The 18,194-nt window shown below is 41.4% G+C and carries 13 protein-coding genes and 2 riboswitches; all 13 genes read left to right on the forward strand.

Annotation, left to right across the window (positions count from 1 at the left end):
- Positions 1-67: 67 nt before the first annotated feature.
- The 13 genes from ACIQCO_RS23180 to ptsG all read left to right on the forward strand — a co-directional run bounded on the left by ACIQCO_RS23180 (position 68) and on the right by ptsG (position 17,815).
- Positions 68-364, forward strand: coding sequence for a KGG domain-containing protein (locus ACIQCO_RS23180; RefSeq protein ID WP_400433311.1), 297 nt, complete (start codon positions 68-70; stop codon positions 362-364).
- Between the two features lie 269 nt (positions 365-633).
- The gene (locus tag ACIQCO_RS23185; RefSeq protein WP_400433313.1) at positions 634-1,185 is read left to right on the forward strand and encodes an integrase; all 552 of its coding nucleotides are present in this window, start codon (positions 634-636) and stop codon (positions 1,183-1,185) included.
- A gap of 103 nt (positions 1,186-1,288) precedes the next feature.
- A complete protein-coding gene (locus ACIQCO_RS23190) occupies positions 1,289-1,996 on the forward strand; it encodes an SH3 domain-containing protein (RefSeq protein ID WP_066095422.1) in 708 nt (235 codons plus the stop codon).
- A gap of 1,020 nt (positions 1,997-3,016) precedes the next feature.
- Entirely contained in the window at positions 3,017-3,973 is a 957-nt protein-coding gene (locus tag ACIQCO_RS23195) for an AAA family ATPase (protein ID WP_400433316.1), read from the forward strand.
- 1 nt (position 3,974) lies between these two features.
- Positions 3,975-5,192: a DUF58 domain-containing protein gene (locus tag ACIQCO_RS23200; RefSeq protein WP_400433319.1), complete on the forward strand. Its 1,218-nt coding sequence runs from the start codon at positions 3,975-3,977 to the stop codon at positions 5,190-5,192.
- Positions 5,192-7,396, forward strand: a complete 2,205-nt coding sequence (locus ACIQCO_RS23205; RefSeq protein WP_400433322.1) for a transglutaminaseTgpA domain-containing protein — start codon at positions 5,192-5,194, stop codon at positions 7,394-7,396. Before ACIQCO_RS23200 ends, ACIQCO_RS23205 begins: the two co-directional genes overlap by 1 nt.
- Before the next feature lie 37 nt (positions 7,397-7,433).
- Positions 7,434-7,537: riboswitch (purine riboswitch) on the forward strand.
- Between the two features lie 122 nt (positions 7,538-7,659).
- Entirely contained in the window at positions 7,660-9,198 is a 1,539-nt protein-coding gene (gene guaA, locus ACIQCO_RS23210; RefSeq protein WP_400433325.1) for a glutamine-hydrolyzing GMP synthase, read from the forward strand.
- Between the two features lie 280 nt (positions 9,199-9,478).
- Positions 9,479-9,580, forward strand: a riboswitch (purine riboswitch).
- A gap of 112 nt (positions 9,581-9,692) precedes the next feature.
- Positions 9,693-11,021 carry an NCS2 family permease gene (locus tag ACIQCO_RS23215; protein ID WP_400433328.1) on the forward strand — a complete coding sequence of 443 codons (1,329 nt, stop codon included), beginning with the start codon at positions 9,693-9,695 and terminating at the stop codon, positions 11,019-11,021.
- Between the two features lie 333 nt (positions 11,022-11,354).
- On the forward strand, positions 11,355-12,293 hold the full coding sequence (locus ACIQCO_RS23220) for an ABC transporter ATP-binding protein (RefSeq protein WP_400433351.1): 939 nt from the start codon (positions 11,355-11,357) through the stop codon (positions 12,291-12,293).
- Between the two features lie 12 nt (positions 12,294-12,305).
- The gene (locus ACIQCO_RS23225) at positions 12,306-13,493 is read left to right on the forward strand and encodes an ABC transporter permease (RefSeq protein WP_400433330.1); all 1,188 of its coding nucleotides are present in this window, start codon (positions 12,306-12,308) and stop codon (positions 13,491-13,493) included.
- Positions 13,486-14,613 (forward strand): ABC transporter permease, encoded by a 1,128-nt coding sequence (locus ACIQCO_RS23230; RefSeq protein WP_400433333.1) that lies wholly within the window; start codon positions 13,486-13,488, stop codon positions 14,611-14,613. Before ACIQCO_RS23225 ends, ACIQCO_RS23230 begins: the two co-directional genes overlap by 8 nt.
- Before the next feature lie 69 nt (positions 14,614-14,682).
- Positions 14,683-15,567 carry a glucose PTS transporter transcription antiterminator GlcT gene (glcT, locus tag ACIQCO_RS23235; RefSeq protein WP_400433336.1) on the forward strand — a complete coding sequence of 295 codons (885 nt, stop codon included), beginning with the start codon at positions 14,683-14,685 and terminating at the stop codon, positions 15,565-15,567.
- A gap of 190 nt (positions 15,568-15,757) precedes the next feature.
- Entirely contained in the window at positions 15,758-17,815 is a 2,058-nt protein-coding gene (gene ptsG / locus ACIQCO_RS23240; RefSeq protein WP_400433339.1) for a glucose-specific PTS transporter subunit IIBC, read from the forward strand.
- Positions 17,816-18,194: the final 379 nt, after the last annotated feature.

Here is an 18,194-nt window from a genome sequence, read left to right on the forward strand (position 1 = left end):
TTTAATAGAAGGCGGGAATATAAAAAAGTGTAATGGAATTCAAGTAAAAATATGGAGGGATTTTATTATGGCTAAGGATAATAAGAACAATCGCGGTATGACTGTCGAAGAAGCAGGACGCAAAGGCGGCGAAGCTACGGCTAGAAACCATGACAGAGAGTTCTATGAGGAGATCGGCCGCAAAGGCGGCGAAGCAACTTCTAAAAATCATGACAGAGAATTTTACGAGGAAATTGGCCAAAAAGGTGGAGAAGCACGTGCTAACCAACGTGATGACGATAATGACCGCGATGGAAAAATGAGCAAAGCAGAAGCTGGCCGTAAAGGCGGCGAAGCACGTGCCAGACAACGTGACAACGATTAAATAATAAGGAACACTCATCGAATTTAATTCGAGTGATGATCCAAGAAGGGGCGTCCCATACATTATGGGACGTCCTTTTTTATTTTATTGAAGATAGAGGTTAATACATAGTATATTACCTGTTGAAATCTCCTTTATTTTGATATATATTAATATAGTTGGAAGAAATTTCATCTAATATAATTTGTGGCTAGAAGACTTCTACATTAATAACCAAATAAGTCTTATTGCCACATAAGATAAAATAATGGAGAAAGCAAGGGAAGTAAGTGAACGAGAAAAATAAGTGGATTGAGCAATTAATACAGGCCACTATAAGAACTGTTGGAATCGATACTGAACTAAAGAATCAAATTACTGGGGTAAATATGAGCTATAATTTTATCCTTGACTATATAGGTTATGATGATAAACGAATAGAAGAAGCTATAATGGAAATGCAGGAATCAGTCTCACTCAAAACGTATATTCAAGCTTTTACACTTCATGAGTTAGGTCATGCGTTAGACCGGAATGCTTTATTGGATTCACTGACAAAAACACTTGAATATTACGATATGAAAAAAAACTATCCAATATACAAACGATACAGCGATCCCAATCTTCTTGCTATGCTAATCGAAGAGCATGAGATGAATATCGGTTTTGAAGAAACGGCTTGGGAGAATGCTAAAAAGTTGAATATGGAATACGGTATTGTTGACTGGGAAAGTTTCGAAAAATTGAAGAAGCAAGGAATGGCAACTTATTTAAATTTATATGCAGAAGATTTACAGTTATATAACAAGCTTGTAGCGGAGCAAACTGAACAAATTGCTTAATGAAAGGGGCTGAATAGCTCCTTTTTTTGTTTCGTATCGCTGGGCGATATAGCTTGCAAATAAACCTAAAAACCTTCATATTTAATAGAAAAGGAGATACGATATGCGACGTGATATACAACCGAATGAACAAGCTTTCTCTTCCAAGGAAGTGGCGGAAGAAGTAGGGATTGCAACTCCCACTGTACGAAAGTATGGCCAAATTTTAGAAAAAAATGGATATGAGTTTTTGAAAGATGGTGATCGACGCATCTTTGTTCAATCTGATATTGAAGCGCTTATAGCGTTACGCGATACGGACAAGCCCCTGGACGATACGGCTAAAGACCTTGTATATCAACAAAAAGAAAGATTAGAAGGATCCAATGAAACAGAGATTGCCATACCCGATACATATAGGAATTTACCTCATGATCCCAATCAATTAAAAGAGGTCTTAACGTTTTTAGTCAATGAACTCGCAGCCACACGTGAAATGAATGTCCAACTGACAAACGATATGTCACAGCTTAAAATAACGGTTTCCCGACTCCGGCAAGATCATCATGTGATAAGTTCTAGTATTGGAAATTCAGCGCAGAAAACTAATGCTAAAATTGAAAAATTAACTGAACAACAAAATACCCAATACGAAACATTGCTGCAACAAGAAAAACAAAAAAGTGAACTCTTACAAAAAGAAATACAAAATATGCGGGATGAACAGAAAAAAGAATGGAGTTCACAAAATGATTTCAATAAACGTTTAGAAGAAGCAATACAAAAACCTAAAGGAAAATGGGGAGGGCTTTTCTCCATATTCCGAAAATAAAACGGCTCTTCTTTGGTTTCGTATCGCTGGGCGATATAACGCATTCTGACATCAAAGCGCTATAGCGTTACGCGATACGGACAAGCCAAAGACGATACACTATAGACCTTGTGTTTCAACAAAAAGAAGATTAGAAGGAACTGATGAAACAGGAATTGCTATACCCGATACGCCTGAAAATTTCCCCTTCGACCCCAATCAATTTATAGAAATCTTAATGTCGTTCCTTTGAATATTGGGATACATTATTTTTCAAATTTCAACAAATTCCCGGGAAATATCTCAAATTATGAGTAGATATCGACAAAAATTCCTTACCCATTATAAATATAAATTTGAGAGGGCTAGTTTTAAATGTAAGATATTTCCTCTCTTTTTTGTGAGTAGATTCCTTCTTTTGAAACCACGCCTAAAGAAGAGTTCCGCTCTTTCAGCCAATTTCGCCGCCTAATTTAGCTATCCAAAGTAGAAATTTATCTTTCATTTTTATGATTCATATATTGGTTTTGGGGTATATAAATTTTAGATAATAAGTGCCTTTGGTTAAGGGAAAAATTAATAGGAAAAGAGGGAATTTAATTGGAGTTCTTAGATTTCGGTGCGTGGTTCCAATATTTCTTGTTGATTATTAGTGGTTGTTTGTTTTTATTTCTTCTATTACTGTTATATTCCAATAGATATACACGTCAAAAAATAAATGAACTCGAACAAAAGGATGAAAGTGCTGAATCTTTTACGGAATTTCACTAACGGCTGCAAAACTTGAAGAGGATATTTTATATAACACTATGAATCGCTGTGAAATAGCATAGTAACCCCATTGGAACCAAAAAGAACTGTCCCTGCAGTTCGATTTTGGTTCTTTTTATCTTTTTGAAACATTCTTCATCCCTCCTCCGTCTAATCTTTATGGAGATTTTGAATATTATGTGTCTTCTCATACAGGAATTTTCCAGTAAAAGATAGAATACATAGATAGAATGCCATAAATCGGATTATTCCGCACGAGGAGGAATTACCATGTCCTATGAACAAATGAATCCCACGATTGAAAAGATATTAGCAAATATTGAAAAGGTGATGATTGGAAAAAGAAATGTCGCTGAACTTAGTCTTGTCGCCCTGCTGGCTGGGGGCCACGTGCTGCTGGAAGACGTCCCGGGTGTCGGCAAAACGATGATGGTCCGTGCCTTAGCCAAGTCGGTAAATGCTGGTTTTCGCCGAATTCAATTCACACCAGACCTGCTGCCATCTGATGTAACGGGAGTATCGATTTACAATCCGAAAGAGATGGAATTTCAATTCCGTCCTGGTCCGTTAATGGGGAATATTATCCTTGCCGATGAAATTAACCGGACTTCGCCGAAGACCCAATCGGCGCTTTTGGAAGGGATGGAGGAAGCAAGCATCACGATTGATGGCGTTACCCATAGGTTGAACAAGCCATTCTTCGTAATGGCGACACAGAACCCGATTGAATATGAAGGTACATATCCACTACCGGAAGCCCAGCTCGACCGCTTTTTATTAAAAATGAAAATGGGCTATCCTGATTTGGACGAGGAAATTGAAGTTCTTAATCGCGCTCAAAAGGTGCCGCCAATCGAGGACCTTCATCCAGTTATTGACCTAGAGGGGCTTCTGGCCTTGCAAGAGGAAATCAAAGAGGTTTTTGTCGACCAGACGATTAAACGTTATATTGTCGACATTGTTAATCGGACAAGGACTCATGGCAGTGTTTATCTTGGTGCAAGTCCGAGGGGTTCGATTGCCCTCATGAAAGCAGCCCAAGCCTATTCTTATATGTACGGCCGTGATTATGTGCTTCCGGACGATATTCAATATTTAGCGCCATTTGTCTTATCCCATCGGATTATTCTAAAATCAGAAGCGAAATTCGAGGGCATTTCAGCTGAAGAAGTGGTAAACCGGGTCGTTGCCAGGGTCCCTGTTCCGGTGCGAAGGTTAGTGAAGTAACATGAAAAAACTATGGATTCCATTCAAAAAAGTATGGAAGTTTATCCTGTTGCTTTTTTTGATTATCTTAGCCTTTTCCTATGCGATGTTTCAAGGGGGATTTGTCAGCTGGTTTTTATTCTATAGCTTCCTTCCCTTTGCTGTTTATTGTGTTGCGATATCCTTCTATTCCTTGAAAGAGTTTGAAGTAACAAGGGATTTGTCAAAATCAGATTATAATGCCGGCGAGCCCTTAAAGGTAACGGTAAAGATAAAAAGGCTAAGGAAGTTCCCGTTATTTTATTTACTAATTGAAGATACGTTGGATGATCCGTTGAAATACGCATCACAACATCAAAAAGCGAAGGCGCTGCTGCTGCCAGGATTAAAAAAGGAATTTTCTTATGAATATATCATTGATGAGCTTCCGCGCGGAGAGCACTTTTTTCGTTCCTTCACACTGCGGATTGGGGATCCGCTCGGTTTATTTGAGAAAGAAAGGAAAGTACCGGTTGATGGCAAAATTATTGTCTATCCAGCCTATTCAGAGTTTATCTACCGTCCCTTTGAAAACCAGTATGACCAAGGATTGACTGCGTCACGAGAGCGGGTGCAGCGCGACACGACCATGGTGGTTGGGGTAAGGGATTATCAGCCGGGCGACCGTTTTTCCTGGATTAACTGGAAAGCAACGGCAAAGCGGAACGAGATTATGACGAAGGAATTTGAGCAGCGGCAATCGCATGATGTCTTTGTGGTTATGGACTGTGTGCCTGATAAGCGGTTTGAGGCAGTTGTGTCCTTTACGGCATCATTACAGCGTGCGATATTGAAAAAGGGTGCGCAAACGGGGCTCTTAACCATCAGCAAGGAAAGAGCCTCGTTTCCGATTAGAGGCGGGGAGCGCCATCTTCAGGAGCTGTTTTACCACCTTGCCAAAATTGAGGCAAAATGTTTAACCCCTTTGGAAAAGGTGTTGGAGACGGACGGACTGTTTATCCAGCATTCCGTTTCGTTTATGCTCGTAACAGCCCAATTAACGAAACAGCTGGTTGAAAAAGCAAGTTTTCTTGGTCAAAGAAAAGGGTCGATTACGCTTTTTCTGATAAAAGGTCAAAAAGAAGCGCCGGCGGAAGGTGAACGCTCGCTGATAGCGATTGCGAATGCACGTGGAGTCCGCGTAATTATGGTCCATGAAGGCGAATTTACTGCAGCCTTTTCGGAGGTGAATTTACGGTGATGAAAAGGGATTTACCGGCACTGCTATTATACACGTTTGGTTTTCTGCTTTTGTGGGAATGGCTTAGACCTGTTGGGCAATTAACAGAAACGGGTAATATTGAAACCTTCATTGTTTTCATGCTGATCTCCTTTGCGTTATCTTTTCTTCAGATGAAGTGGGTTTGGCAGGGGATCGTCAAAGTGGTATTTATCTTGTTTTCTATCAATCGCTTTTATTATGATGGCGGGTTCCTCCAGTTTAATTGGTTAAAGTTATTTGTTAAGGATTTGGTAAATAATATCAGTTTGCTGTTTGCTAGGCAGTGGAATGATTTATCTAATGAATTTCGCACGCTTTTGTTTTTTATCCTGCTGTGGTTAATGGTGTACTTAATCCATTATTGGCTGTTAAATCGGCAAAGGATTTTTATCTTTTTCTTTATGACCTTGGTTTATATTACCGTTCTCGATACGTTTACACTTTATAATGCCAATGCAGCGATTGTCCGGACGGTTGTCATCGGGTTTGCCGTCATGGGAATGCTGACCTATTACCGGATTACCCGGAAGGAAAAGGTGAACAGTACTCCAACCTTTCTAAGGAAGTGGATGGTGCCGCTTGTGGGGATGATTGCTGTTAGTGTTCTTATTGGCATTGCCTCTCCTAAGGCGGCGCCAATATGGCCGGATCCAATACCGTATTTTACGGCGGCGAAAGACAATGGCGGCAAAGATGGCAAAGGCGGTATAAGCCGGATTGGTTATGGGTCGAATGATGAACGATTAGGCGGGCCGTTTATTGGAGATAACAATCCCGTTTTCACGGTTAAAGCCAATGGAAAAAACTATTGGAAGGTCGAAACAAAGGATGTGTATACAGGAAAAGGGTGGATTCCTTCGGGTTCAACACCGATTACCTTTATGGAAGGTTATTTGACTCCTGTTTATGGAATTCCGAATAAAGTGAAAACGATAAATGAATCGGCTACAGTGTCTTTTAATAACATTTCTATATCGAATACGTTTTTAGTTTATCCAGCGGGAATTCAAAAAATCCTGCAAGTAGAACCGCAAGCTCCACAACCCTACACGTTCCAGTTCGATTCGACAAAAGAAAAGATCACCGCTGTAAGTAATGGTATTACAAACTATCGAGTAGAATTTGGTACTCCAAAGTATAAGGCGCTCGATTTAAGGGAAACCACAGGGTTTGACCCTTCAAGCATGAACACTGAATTTTATCAACAGTATACCCAGTTACCTGATGGGCTTCCGCCAAGGATCAAGGAGCTCACTGAAGAAATCACCGCCGGAAAAGATAATTGGTTTGATAAAGCCCGTGAGGTTGAAAGGTATTTCGGTAATACGGAATACACCTATGATCAAAAGAAGGTTGCTTTGCCGGGGGAACAGGATGACTATGTCGATCAGTTTTTGTTTGACACTAAGCAAGGCTATTGCGATAATTTTTCCACTTCGATGGCTGTCATGCTCCGAACAATTGGGATTCCAACCCGCTGGATCAAGGGGTTTACCGGCGGAGATTTTATGGAATACAGCGGAGACGAGCAAGGGAAGGGAATTTACCAAATTACCAATAACAATGCCCACTCTTGGGTAGAAGTTTTTTTACCAAACCAAGGATGGGTCCCGTTTGAACCGACGAAGGGATTCACCAATGAATTAAATATTGACTATACCACGGGCCAGACTTCATCTAATAACCAAACTCCCCCTCCTGCTCCGGTGAAGAAGCCGCAGCAGAAAGATTTGGAGGAAACCAGCAAGCCTAAGAATGAAGAAAAATCCTTTGATTTCAATAAGTTATGGAATAACAGCCAATTATTTTTGAAAAACAATTGGAAGCTGATCATGTTAGTGATTGTCCTTTTAGCTGGAATGGCAGGGTTTTTTTATCGGACTCGCGGCAAGTGGTATCCATTTGTTTTAATGGTATGGTACCGCTTTAGGAAAAAGGACGAGTCCTTTGGTACTGCCTACTTAGTTTTACTAGACCAACTGGATCGCTTTGGCATCAAGCGGAAGGACAACCAGACGCTAAGGAGCTATGCCAGCTATATCGATTCGTTCTATTCAACACGGGAGATGACCCGGTTGACGCACCTTTACGAACAATATATCTATCATCAGCATCTGCCAAAGGGAACATGGAAAGAGAATTATAAAATGTGGGAAAATTTAATTAAAAAGACAATCGCTTGACCAGAAAAACAACCTATTGTTACAATATGTCTTATTAATTGAATGAGTATGTTTCCTTCATATATCCTCGAAAATAAGGTTCGAGAGTCTCTACCGGGTCGCCACTGTAATGGCCTGACTATGAAGGCAGAATTTCTGTCTGTAATTTTTTACGAGAAAACTAGAATTCTGCCTTCCTAATATTTGTGGAGGGGAGAATTCTAGTTTTTTTATTTCCATTTTAGTAAAAGCTAATAATAACTTTAAAAATTGAGGTGGCTGTTTTGACGGATAAGCAAGATATAATTGTTGTTTTAGACTTTGGAAGCCAATATAACCAGTTAATTACACGGCGCATCCGCGAGTTCGGTGTCTATAGTGAGCTGCATCCGCATACGATTACAGCGGAAGAAATTCGCAAAATGAATCCTAAGGGGATTATTTTTTCCGGTGGGCCAAACAGTGTTTATGACGAAAATGCATTCCGCTGTGACGAGGCCATTTTTGAAATGGGTCTGCCAATCCTAGGGATTTGCTATGGAATGCAGCTGATGACCGTCCATTTCAATGGTAAGGTTGAAAAAGCAAAACATAGTGAATACGGAAAAGCGACCATGACGATAGAGCATCAGTCGGCTTTATTTAACGGTCAGCCAAATGAGCAGACCGTGTGGATGAGCCATGGCGACCTTGTTGTTCAAGCACCGGAAGGGTTTACGGTCGACGGCACCAACCCGTCCTGCCCGATTGCGGCAATGAGTAATGAAGCGCGAAAGCTTTACGCGGTACAGTTTCACCCTGAAGTGCTCCACTCCGTTTATGGAAATGAGCTTCTAAAGAATTTTGTCTATAATGTCTGCGCATGCAGCGGCAATTGGTCCATGGAAAACTTCATTGAAATAGAAATTGCGAAGATTCGTGAGACAGTTGGCAATAAAAAGGTTCTTTGTGCCTTGAGCGGAGGAGTGGACTCGTCTGTTGTTGCGGTTTTGATCCATAAAGCAATTGGCGACCAGTTAACTTGTATTTTTGTTGATCATGGCCTGCTGCGCAAAAATGAAGCAGACGGTGTAATGAAGACTTTCACAGAAGGCTTCCATATGAATGTCATTAAAGTGGATGCGAAAGATCGGTTCTTAGCAAAGCTTGAGGGCGTATCCGACCCAGAGAAGAAGCGGAAAATTATCGGTAATGAATTTATTTATGTATTTGATGATGAAGCAACAAAATTAGAAGGCATCGAGTTTTTGGCCCAGGGAACGCTTTACACTGATATTATTGAAAGCGGCACAGCAACGGCGCAAACAATTAAGTCGCACCACAATGTCGGCGGGCTGCCTGAAGATATGCAGTTTAAATTAATTGAACCATTAAACACCTTGTTTAAAGATGAAGTCCGCGCTCTTGGAGCAGAACTGGGGATTCCTGATGACATTGTATGGAGACAGCCGTTTCCAGGACCGGGTTTAGGCATTCGTGTGCTTGGCGCTATTTCTGAGGATAAGCTTGAAATTGTTCGCGAATCGGATTGGATTTTACGGGAAGAAATTATGAAAGCCGGGCTTGACCGTGAAATCTGGCAATACTTCACAGTGCTCCCGGACATTCGCAGTGTCGGTGTCATGGGAGATGCACGAACCTATGATTACACAATTGGCATCCGCGCGGTTACTTCGATTGACGGGATGACCTCCGATTGGGCACGAATCCCGTGGGATGTGCTTGAGACTATTTCGACTCGGATTGTGAACGAAGTTGCACATGTTAATCGGATTGTTTATGATATCACCTCAAAGCCGCCAGCGACAATAGAGTGGGAATAATAAAAGCGGAAGCGCCCGTTTAGCGACGTATGGATTGGATCCGCTCCGACTGAGATAAAGGAAACACGAAGAGCGAAAGCGATTCGATGTTGACTTATCGTAGGGAGGAGAGGGCCAATACACTAGTCGCTGGGCGCTGGAGCTAGACAGTTGTCGAAGTTCAAAGTGTAAACATTATTTATAAATTAGTAAAACACGAACGATGTTATTTTTTTATATAATATCGTTCGTGTTTTTGTTTACAAGTTGGATTTTTCCTGCTAAAATAAAAAGCGTAAACAAAGAAATCATATAATTGCATCGTATAATGTTGGGAATATGGCCCAAAAGTTTCTACCGAGCCACCGTAAATGGCTTGACTACGAGGCAGTGTATTGAATAAAGAGGTGGATGTCCGTCCCTCTATTTATTGCACATGCCTAAAGTCACGCTCCGGTAGAAAAAGCCGGAGCGTTTTTTGCGTAAAAAAGAAAAAATTCATAGGGGGAAGACACATGCAGAAATATTTTGAGTTTGAGAAATATGGGACGAATTATCGCAGGGAAATCATCGGCGGATTTACAACATTCCTTGCAATGGCTTATATATTAGTGGTAAATCCAATAACGCTATCACTTGCGGCAGTTGAGGATTTCCCTGATGCCTTAAGAATGGATTATGGTGCCGTATTTGTTGCCACTGCCCTAGCCGCAGCGATTGGTTCGATTATTATGGGGCTGATCGGCAAGTATCCAATGGCCTTGGCACCGGGGATGGGATTAAACGCCTTTTTTGCCTTTACTGTTGTCTTAGGCAGTGGTATTCCGTGGCAGCATGCACTTGGTGCCGTGTTGATTTCCGGAGTGTTTTTCTTCCTGCTAACATTAACAGGACTTCGTGAAAAAATTATCAATGCCATTCCCATCGAACTAAAGTATGCGGTTGGGGCTGGAATTGGCTTATTTATTACCTTTGTTGGCTTGCAAAGCGCTCATATTATTGTCAAAAATGATGCCACACTTGTTGGCTTAGGTGATTTAACTTCAGGCCCTGCACTGCTGGCCATTTTCGGTATCGTTGTATCTGTGATTATGATGACGCGGGGAATTAAAGGTGCTGTATTTTATGGGATGATCTTAACGGTTATTGCTGGAATGATTTTTGGAGAAATTAAAGTACCACATCAAGTTGTTGGCCAGGTTCCAAGTATAGCGCCAACCTTTGGAGCCGCGTTTTCCTCGTTTGGAGACAGCTCGTTTTATACGACAGCGATGCTGGGAATTATTTTGACGTTCTTGTTTGTTGATTTCTTTGACAATGCCGGTACGCTTGTTGCTGTCGCCAGTCAAGCAGGATTAATGAAAGACAATAAGCTTCCTCGCGCAGGAAGAGCATTAATTTCTGATTCTGTTGCAACTAGTGTTGGTGCCGTTCTTGGGACATCAACAACCACCTCTTTCATCGAGTCAACAGCGGGGGTTGCTGCTGGTGCGAGAACAGGGTTTGCTTCATTAGTTACAGCGGGACTATTTATCCTATCGCTCTTTTTCTTTCCGTTATTATCAGTTGTCACCGCACCTGTGACAGCGCCAGCGTTAGTGATTGTTGGGGTGTTGATGGTCTCTTCTCTAGGAAAAATTGACTGGAAACGGTTTGAAATTGCCGTTCCGGCATTCTTAACGATGATTGCCATGCCGCTAACCTATAGTATTGCAACAGGGATTGCAATGGGCTTTATCTTCTACCCGATTACGATGATCGTCAAAGGCCGAACAAAAGAAATTCATCCAATTATGTACTTATTCTTTGTAATCTTTGTATTATATTTTATCTTCTTAAAATAGTGTGTGAAAGGGAACTGCGGCTGCTGCAGTTCCCTGTTTTATTTTTGGTTGTATTAAAAGTGAATGTTGATTTCCGTTCCAGGCGCGAGCGGTTCGCGGGGCGGGCGGTGAGCCTCCTCGGCGCTAAAGCGCCTGCGGGGTCTCACCTGTCCCGCTACTCCCGCAGGAGTCTCGCGCCTTCCACTCCAATCAACATTGTGATCAAAATCAACAATATTCTTTAACACAGCCAAATTTTTTTAATCGACACTGATTTACAAATTTCGCCATAGCCCTTCGGTATGATGGGGAGTGGAAGGTAATGATTGAAATAAGGGGTGGTTGCCGATGAACATGCTAACCGTTCAGGATTTGCGAAAAAGTTTTGGAAATATGGAGGCAGTGAAGGGTGTAAACTTTACAGTGGAAAAAGGGGAATCATACGGCCTGCTCGGGCCAAACGGAGCAGGTAAGTCAACAACGATTAATATGATAACCGGGTTGTTTCCGCCCACTTCGGGTGAAATTCAGATTAAAGACATCGATGTCATCAAAAACCCGAAGCAGGCACAAAAATGGATTGGCGTCGTGCCTCAAGAGATTGCGCTGTATCAATCCATGTCAGCGCGGGAGAATTTAAAGTTTTGGGGGAGGATGTACGATTTATCCGGCAGTGAACTTGAAAAAAGTGTTGATCAAGTCCTTGAAATCATTGGATTAACCGATCGGGCGAAAGACAAGGTCGAGACCTTTTCCGGCGGAATGAAACGGCGTGTCAACATCGGTGCAGCAATTTTACATAAACCGGAATTATTAATCATGGATGAGCCAACCGTCGGCATTGACCCGCAATCTAGAAATCACATCCTCGAAACCGTCAAACGCCTAAACGGTGAAGGAATGACCATTATTTATACGAGTCATTATATGGAGGAAGTCGAGTACCTTTGCGAACGGATTGGGATTGTCGACCATGGTCAGTTAATCGCCTCCGGTACCTTAAGTGAACTACGGGAGACCATTGGTGATCATTCAAAAATCATTCTATCGATTGAAAAGGATAGTTCGAATCTGGACGAACTTGCTCAGGTCTTAACAAGTCTTTTTCCAGAAAAAGATATTCAAATTCAAGATCATCAAGTACTGGTCTTTCATAAAGAACCACAGCTGATTTTAACTGATTTTATTCAGTCGGTAGCGAAAACAGGCACGAAAATTACATCTGTGGATATCGTAGAGCCCAATTTAGAAAGTGTCTTCTTACATTTAACCGGCCGGAATTTACGGGATTAGGGGGCTGACGCGATGAAATTTTTGTGGCTGGCGTTGAAGGATTTGACCCTTGTCGCTCGGGATAAAAAGGCCTTTTTGACCCTGATCATGATGCCGCTGCTGTTAATTGCCATCTTAGGTTCGGCATTTGGGAATATGATGAAGGAAGACGAAGAGGCTTCAATTAAAAAGTTTACACTCGGGGTCGTTAATTTAGACCAAGGTCAGTTGAGTAAAGTGTTAACTGAAGAAGTGTTTTCGAAGAATTTATCTAAGCAAATCGCAGTGAAATATTATCAGGAAGAGGAACTAAATAAAAAGATACAAGACCACAAGCTTGAAATTGGTATTGTGATCGACAAAGATTTCAGCCAATCATTAATGTCAGGAAAGGGAACGAAGGTACAACTTATAACGGTGCCTGACACCGTTATAAAGGCAACCATCGTTCAAAACGTGATTGAGCAGTTTTCCCGTTCGGTTCCAATTGAAGCGGTCGTTTCACAAATGTCCCAGCCTGTTCAGGCGGGAAATCCAGGTGGAATGGACATAGAAAGCTATGGTAAGAAGCCGCTGATAAACGAAACCACCATCGATGCGAAAACGAAACCGGTCAGTTCGTTTCAATATTACGCTGCTGCCATGGGCGTGATGTTTCTATTGATGACAGTCGTTCAAGGTGTCTCCACCATGATCCTCGAGAAAGAACAAGATGTATTTAATCGGTTGCTGCTAACGAATTTAACCTACCCGAATTATCTTCTTGGGAAAATGCTTGGATTAATGGTTATCTGTTTGACGCAGGCCTTCATCATTATTGTTGGGACAAAACTCCTATTTGGGGTTGATTGGGGTCCATCCGTTTCAGGGATTATCGTGATGACGTTTGCATTTGTCGTAAATGCCAGCGGACTGGGGGTATTAGCTGGCTCATTTATTAAGACGGAGAAATCATTTAATGTTGCCGGAATGTTTGGTACTCAGATTATGGCCGCCTTAGGCGGAAGTATGGTCCCGTTGTATGTTTTTCCTGATTGGGCCATTTTCGTCACAAAGTTTTTCCCGAATGGACTTGCCTTGCAAACGTATTTAGATTTGATGTCCGGCGCAGCATTTTCAAAAATTCTGCCGTCCATCGGCGCATCGATTGGTTTAGGCTTATTCTTTTTCGCGATTGGCTTAATGCGCCTTTCATTGGAAAGGAGAGGTAAATATGCGTAAAATCTGGACGATTCTAACGCTTCATTTGAAGGAGTTTTTTAAATCACCTGGCGTACTGGTGCTCATGTTTGTCATGCCTGTCCTATTTAGTGGGATTTTCGGCGGAATGACGATGAATTCGGAACAGAATAAACCGGTTGTTAATGTGGTTCTTAATGATACTGAGATCAGTGGGCAAATTCTAAACCTATTAACGAAGGACCACCATTATGAATGGAAAAAGGCAGCGAGACAGGAGGCTGAAAAAAATGTCGCTGCACAGGATGTGGCGGCAGCTGTGGTAATTCCGGATGATATTGGGAAAAGAATTACAGAAAAACAGCCATTGCTGGACATTATCGTTCAGCGAAAAAGTGAAACGTATCTTGCTTTGTCTGCCCATTTAGAGGGAACGGCGGGACTTGTTCTTCGCTTTTATCAGGCGACATCGAAACTAGAAGCGGATGCTTTTCCTAAAGTGCTCGAGACAATCACCAATAATAAGGGTGTAACGGTTGAAAAACAGACGATCCAAAAGGATAAGCAAACCAATGTAGAAGCTAATTTAATGTTTGTTGGTTTTGCGATTATGTTTATGATGTTTGGGCTGTCCGGAGCAGCATCCGCAATACTTGAAGAACGAATGGGCGGTACTTGGGGGAGACTGATGGTTTCACCTGCCAGTAAACTGCAAATTATCCTCGGTTACCTTTTAGCGTACTTTTTCATGGGATGGATTCAGTTTGCAGTGCTGATGACCGCTATGAACTTGATGTTCGCAACAACATGGGGAAAATTAACCTATTTGATTCCATTTGCCTCACTTGTGATTTTAAGTGTGGTTGGCTTCGGTCTGATGATTGCCGGACTCGTCAAAACAAAACAACAAGCCTCGGCAATCAGTGCAGTTTTAATCGTTAGCACTTGTATGCTCGGCGGTGTCTATTGGCCAATAGATGTTGTCCCGGATATCATGCAGAAAATTGCACTAGGCGTGCCGCAAAGCTGGGCGATGTCAGGTTTTAAAGAAATCATCAGTGGGAGTCTTCATTCTGCCACTCTTGTGAAGGACACACTAGCATTGGTTGGTTTTTCTGCCTTATTCTTTTTCATTGGCTTACGCGGAATTAAATTTGAATAATGTGTTCATATTGTTTCTTCAAAAATCTGTCGAACGATATCGTTGACTTCCCTTAGTACCTCTTATAACATGAAATTATCATATAAAGCAGGTAGGAATGGGGGAAATGGTTTGGCAAACTTACTGATTGATAAAGTCTTAAATAACAATGTATTAATCGCTAAACACCCTTCCTATGAAGAAGTTGTTGTAATTGGTAAAGGGATTGGCTTCAACCGGAAACGAGGAGACTATATCGAAACAGATGCAGTGGAAAAGCTTTTTGTGTTAAAAAATGAAAAAGACCAAGAAGATTACATCAAACTGCTGCCGTTTATCGATAGTGATTTTTTAGAAGTGATTATTTCCGCCATTGACCTAATAAAGCAGCGGACACATTCTTTGTTAAATGAACATATACATGTGGCGCTGACAGATCATCTTATGTTTGCCTTAACAAGGGCCTCGCAGGGAATGGAAATGCGGAACCCATTTCTGGTTGAAACAAAGGCACTTTATCGACATGAGTATGAAGTGGCAGCAGAGGTTGTCGAGCTTATAAAGGAAAAGACGGGGATTGGCCTCCCGATTGGCGAAATTGGATTTATCGCACTGCACATTCATAGTGCGATAACAAATAAAACCATATCTGAAGTAAATCAACACTCACAGCTTGTCAGCAGGCTTGTTGGGATGGTAGAAGAGCAGTTTGAAATCGAGATCGACAAAGAAGGCATTGATTATATGAGGCTCGTTCGTCATCTTCGCTTTGCCATTGATCGCGTAATGAAAGGCGAGAAGGTTGCAGAACCGGAAAAGCTTACTTCCCTATTGAAAGAAGAATATCCTTTGTGCTATAATCTCTCATGGAAGCTCATTAAAGTGATGCAGCAAACATTAAAATTGAAGGTTTTTGATGCAGAGGCGGTTTATTTAACGATGCATCTGCAGCGGCTTCAAAATAAATTTAAATAGCGATTATTTTTTACGTGTTACTGATTCGATCAGGCATGAGTAAAAAGGATAATTGAAATGAAGTTTTTAGGGGTAATGTATACCTGTAACTTCTTTCGATTGAACTTTTACTCATGCCTTTTTTGTTGCTCTTTTTCGTTGGAAAATGTAATCGCTTTATGAGCTTAACTATTTTCAGGAGGTAATTTAAATGTTTAAAAGAGTTTTTGGCGTCTTGCAAAAAATCGGTAAAGCGTTAATGCTGCCGGTCGCTCTTTTGCCGGCCGCAGGCTTATTGTTGGGTATAGGAAATGCCTTGCAACAAGAAACAATGCTGCACTATCTGCCATTTTTAGATGCCCATTGGATACAGTTAGTTGCAAGTGTCATGGAAGATGCGGGCGGTATTATTTTTGGTAACTTGGCGCTTATCTTTGCCGCCGGCGTTGCAATCGGTTTAGCGGGAGATGGTGCCGCTGCGCTTGCAGCCATCGTTGGTTATTTAGTATTAAATCAAGTTATGAGTTCTTGGTTAGGTGTTACAGCGAAAATGCTCGCTGATAATCCGAGCTATGCCGCTGTTTTAGGGATCCCTACCTTACAAACGGGGGTGTTTGGCGGTATTATCGTCGGTTTGATTGCAGCCTTTTGCTACAATCGTTACCATGATATTGAAATGCCATCATTTCTTGGCTTCTTTGCAGGCAAACGGTTTGTTCCGATTGCGACAGCAGCCTTATCTTTAATAGCTGGTTTGTTGTTATTAGTTATTTGGCCGCCGATTCAACATGCTATGAATAGTGCATCCGTCTGGCTGATGGGTGGGGGAACGTATATCGCTGTATTTTTCTTTGGATTTATTAAGCGATTATTAATCCCATTTGGTTTACATCATATTTTCCATGCCCCGTTTTGGTATGAATTCGGTTCTTATAAGGATGCCGCGGGTCATATTGTTCGTGGAGATATGACGATTTTCTTCGCTCAATTAAAAGATGGAGTAAAAATTACTGCCGGGAACTTTATGGGCGGAGAGTTCCCAATTATGATGTTTGGTTTACCAGCAGCAGCTTTAGCTATGTATCACACAGCTCGACCAGAAAAGAAAAAGTTGGTTGCTGGTTTGCTAGCTTCAGGTGCATTAACATCATTCCTAACAGGTATCACAGAGCCGCTTGAATTTTCGTTTATGTTTGTATCACCATTACTTTTCGTTCTTCACGCAGTTTTGGATGGTCTCTCATTTGTATTAATGGCGGTCCTTAATGTTCATTTAGGTTACACCTTCTCAGGTGGTGCCATCGACTTTTTCTTATTTGGTATCTTACCTGGAAGGGAGCAATGGTGGATTGCTATCCTATTAGGACTGTGTTTCGCAGTAATTTATTATTTTGTCTTCCGCTTCACAATCACTAAATTTAATTTAATGACTCCAGGCCGGGAGGCAGTCGAAGAAGAGGACGTTAGTAAAAAGGGGAAAGCTGGAGATTTGCCTTATAATATCCTCAATGCCATGGGAGGGCAGGAAAACATTGCCCATCTTGATGCGTGTATTACCCGTCTGCGTGTTTCAGTAAATGATGTCAAGAACGTTGACAAAGAAGGGCTGAAAAAGCTGGGTGCAGCAGGGGTCCTAGAAGTGGGAAATAACATTCAAGCCATCTTTGGACCACGTTCGGAAACAATCAAGAGTCAAATGAAAGATATAATAGAAGGAAAAAGACCTCGTGTAATCGAAAAAGCACCAGAAAAAGGTGTCGAACAACAAATTGAGGAAGTGATTCCTGATGCCCTTCAAAATGAACTTAACGGTGAAGAGGTATTTGTTGCCCCGCTTAAAGGGGAGATCAAACCAATTACAGAAGTACCGGATCAGGTTTTTGCAGGAAAAATGATGGGCGACGGCTTTGCGATTATACCGGCAGAAGGTATGGTGGTATCACCTGTCGACGGAAAAATTGTCAACCTATTCCCGACGAAACATGCGATTGGGATACTATCTGATGGCGGCCGTGAAATTTTAATCCATGTCGGTATTGATACCGTCAACTTAAAGGGTCAAGGATTTGAAACATTAGTTTCCGAAAATGACCGTGTTGAAAGTGGTCAGCCATTATTAAAAGTTGATTTAGATTATGTAAAAGCAAATGCGACATCTACGATAACCCCAATTATTTTCACCAACTTAGCGGAAGGTGAAAAGGTGGTAATTGAAAAGCAAGGTCTTGTGGACTTGAAACAAGAAGGAATTGTTAAGATTACAAAATAAAAAGAAAAGCCGGCCGCTTGGCCGGCTTTTCTTCAATTATAATAGGAAAAGAAAAAAGTAAATTTGTTGTTGACGTTCTATGTCCAGGGTGTTATTATATTAAAGCAGTCGTTAATCACGAGTTAACAACATGGTGATGTTGAAAAAACATTTTAAATAAATGTTGACAAGGGGTTAACGGAATGTTACAACTTGTAAAGTTGCTTCAAACGAAGTAACAAGAACTTGTTCTTTGAAAACTAAACAAACAAAAACGTCAACAAACAATATTTTTTAGTTTTTTAAAAAAACTAAGCCAACGTAACAAATGAGCTAATCAACTTTCTTGGAGAGTTTGATCCTGGCTCAGGACGAACGCTGGCGGCGTGCCTAATACATG

It is taken from the genome of Neobacillus sp. NPDC093127, from assembly GCF_044754175.1.
GTDB lineage: Bacteria > Bacillota > Bacilli > Bacillales > Cytobacillaceae > Neobacillus.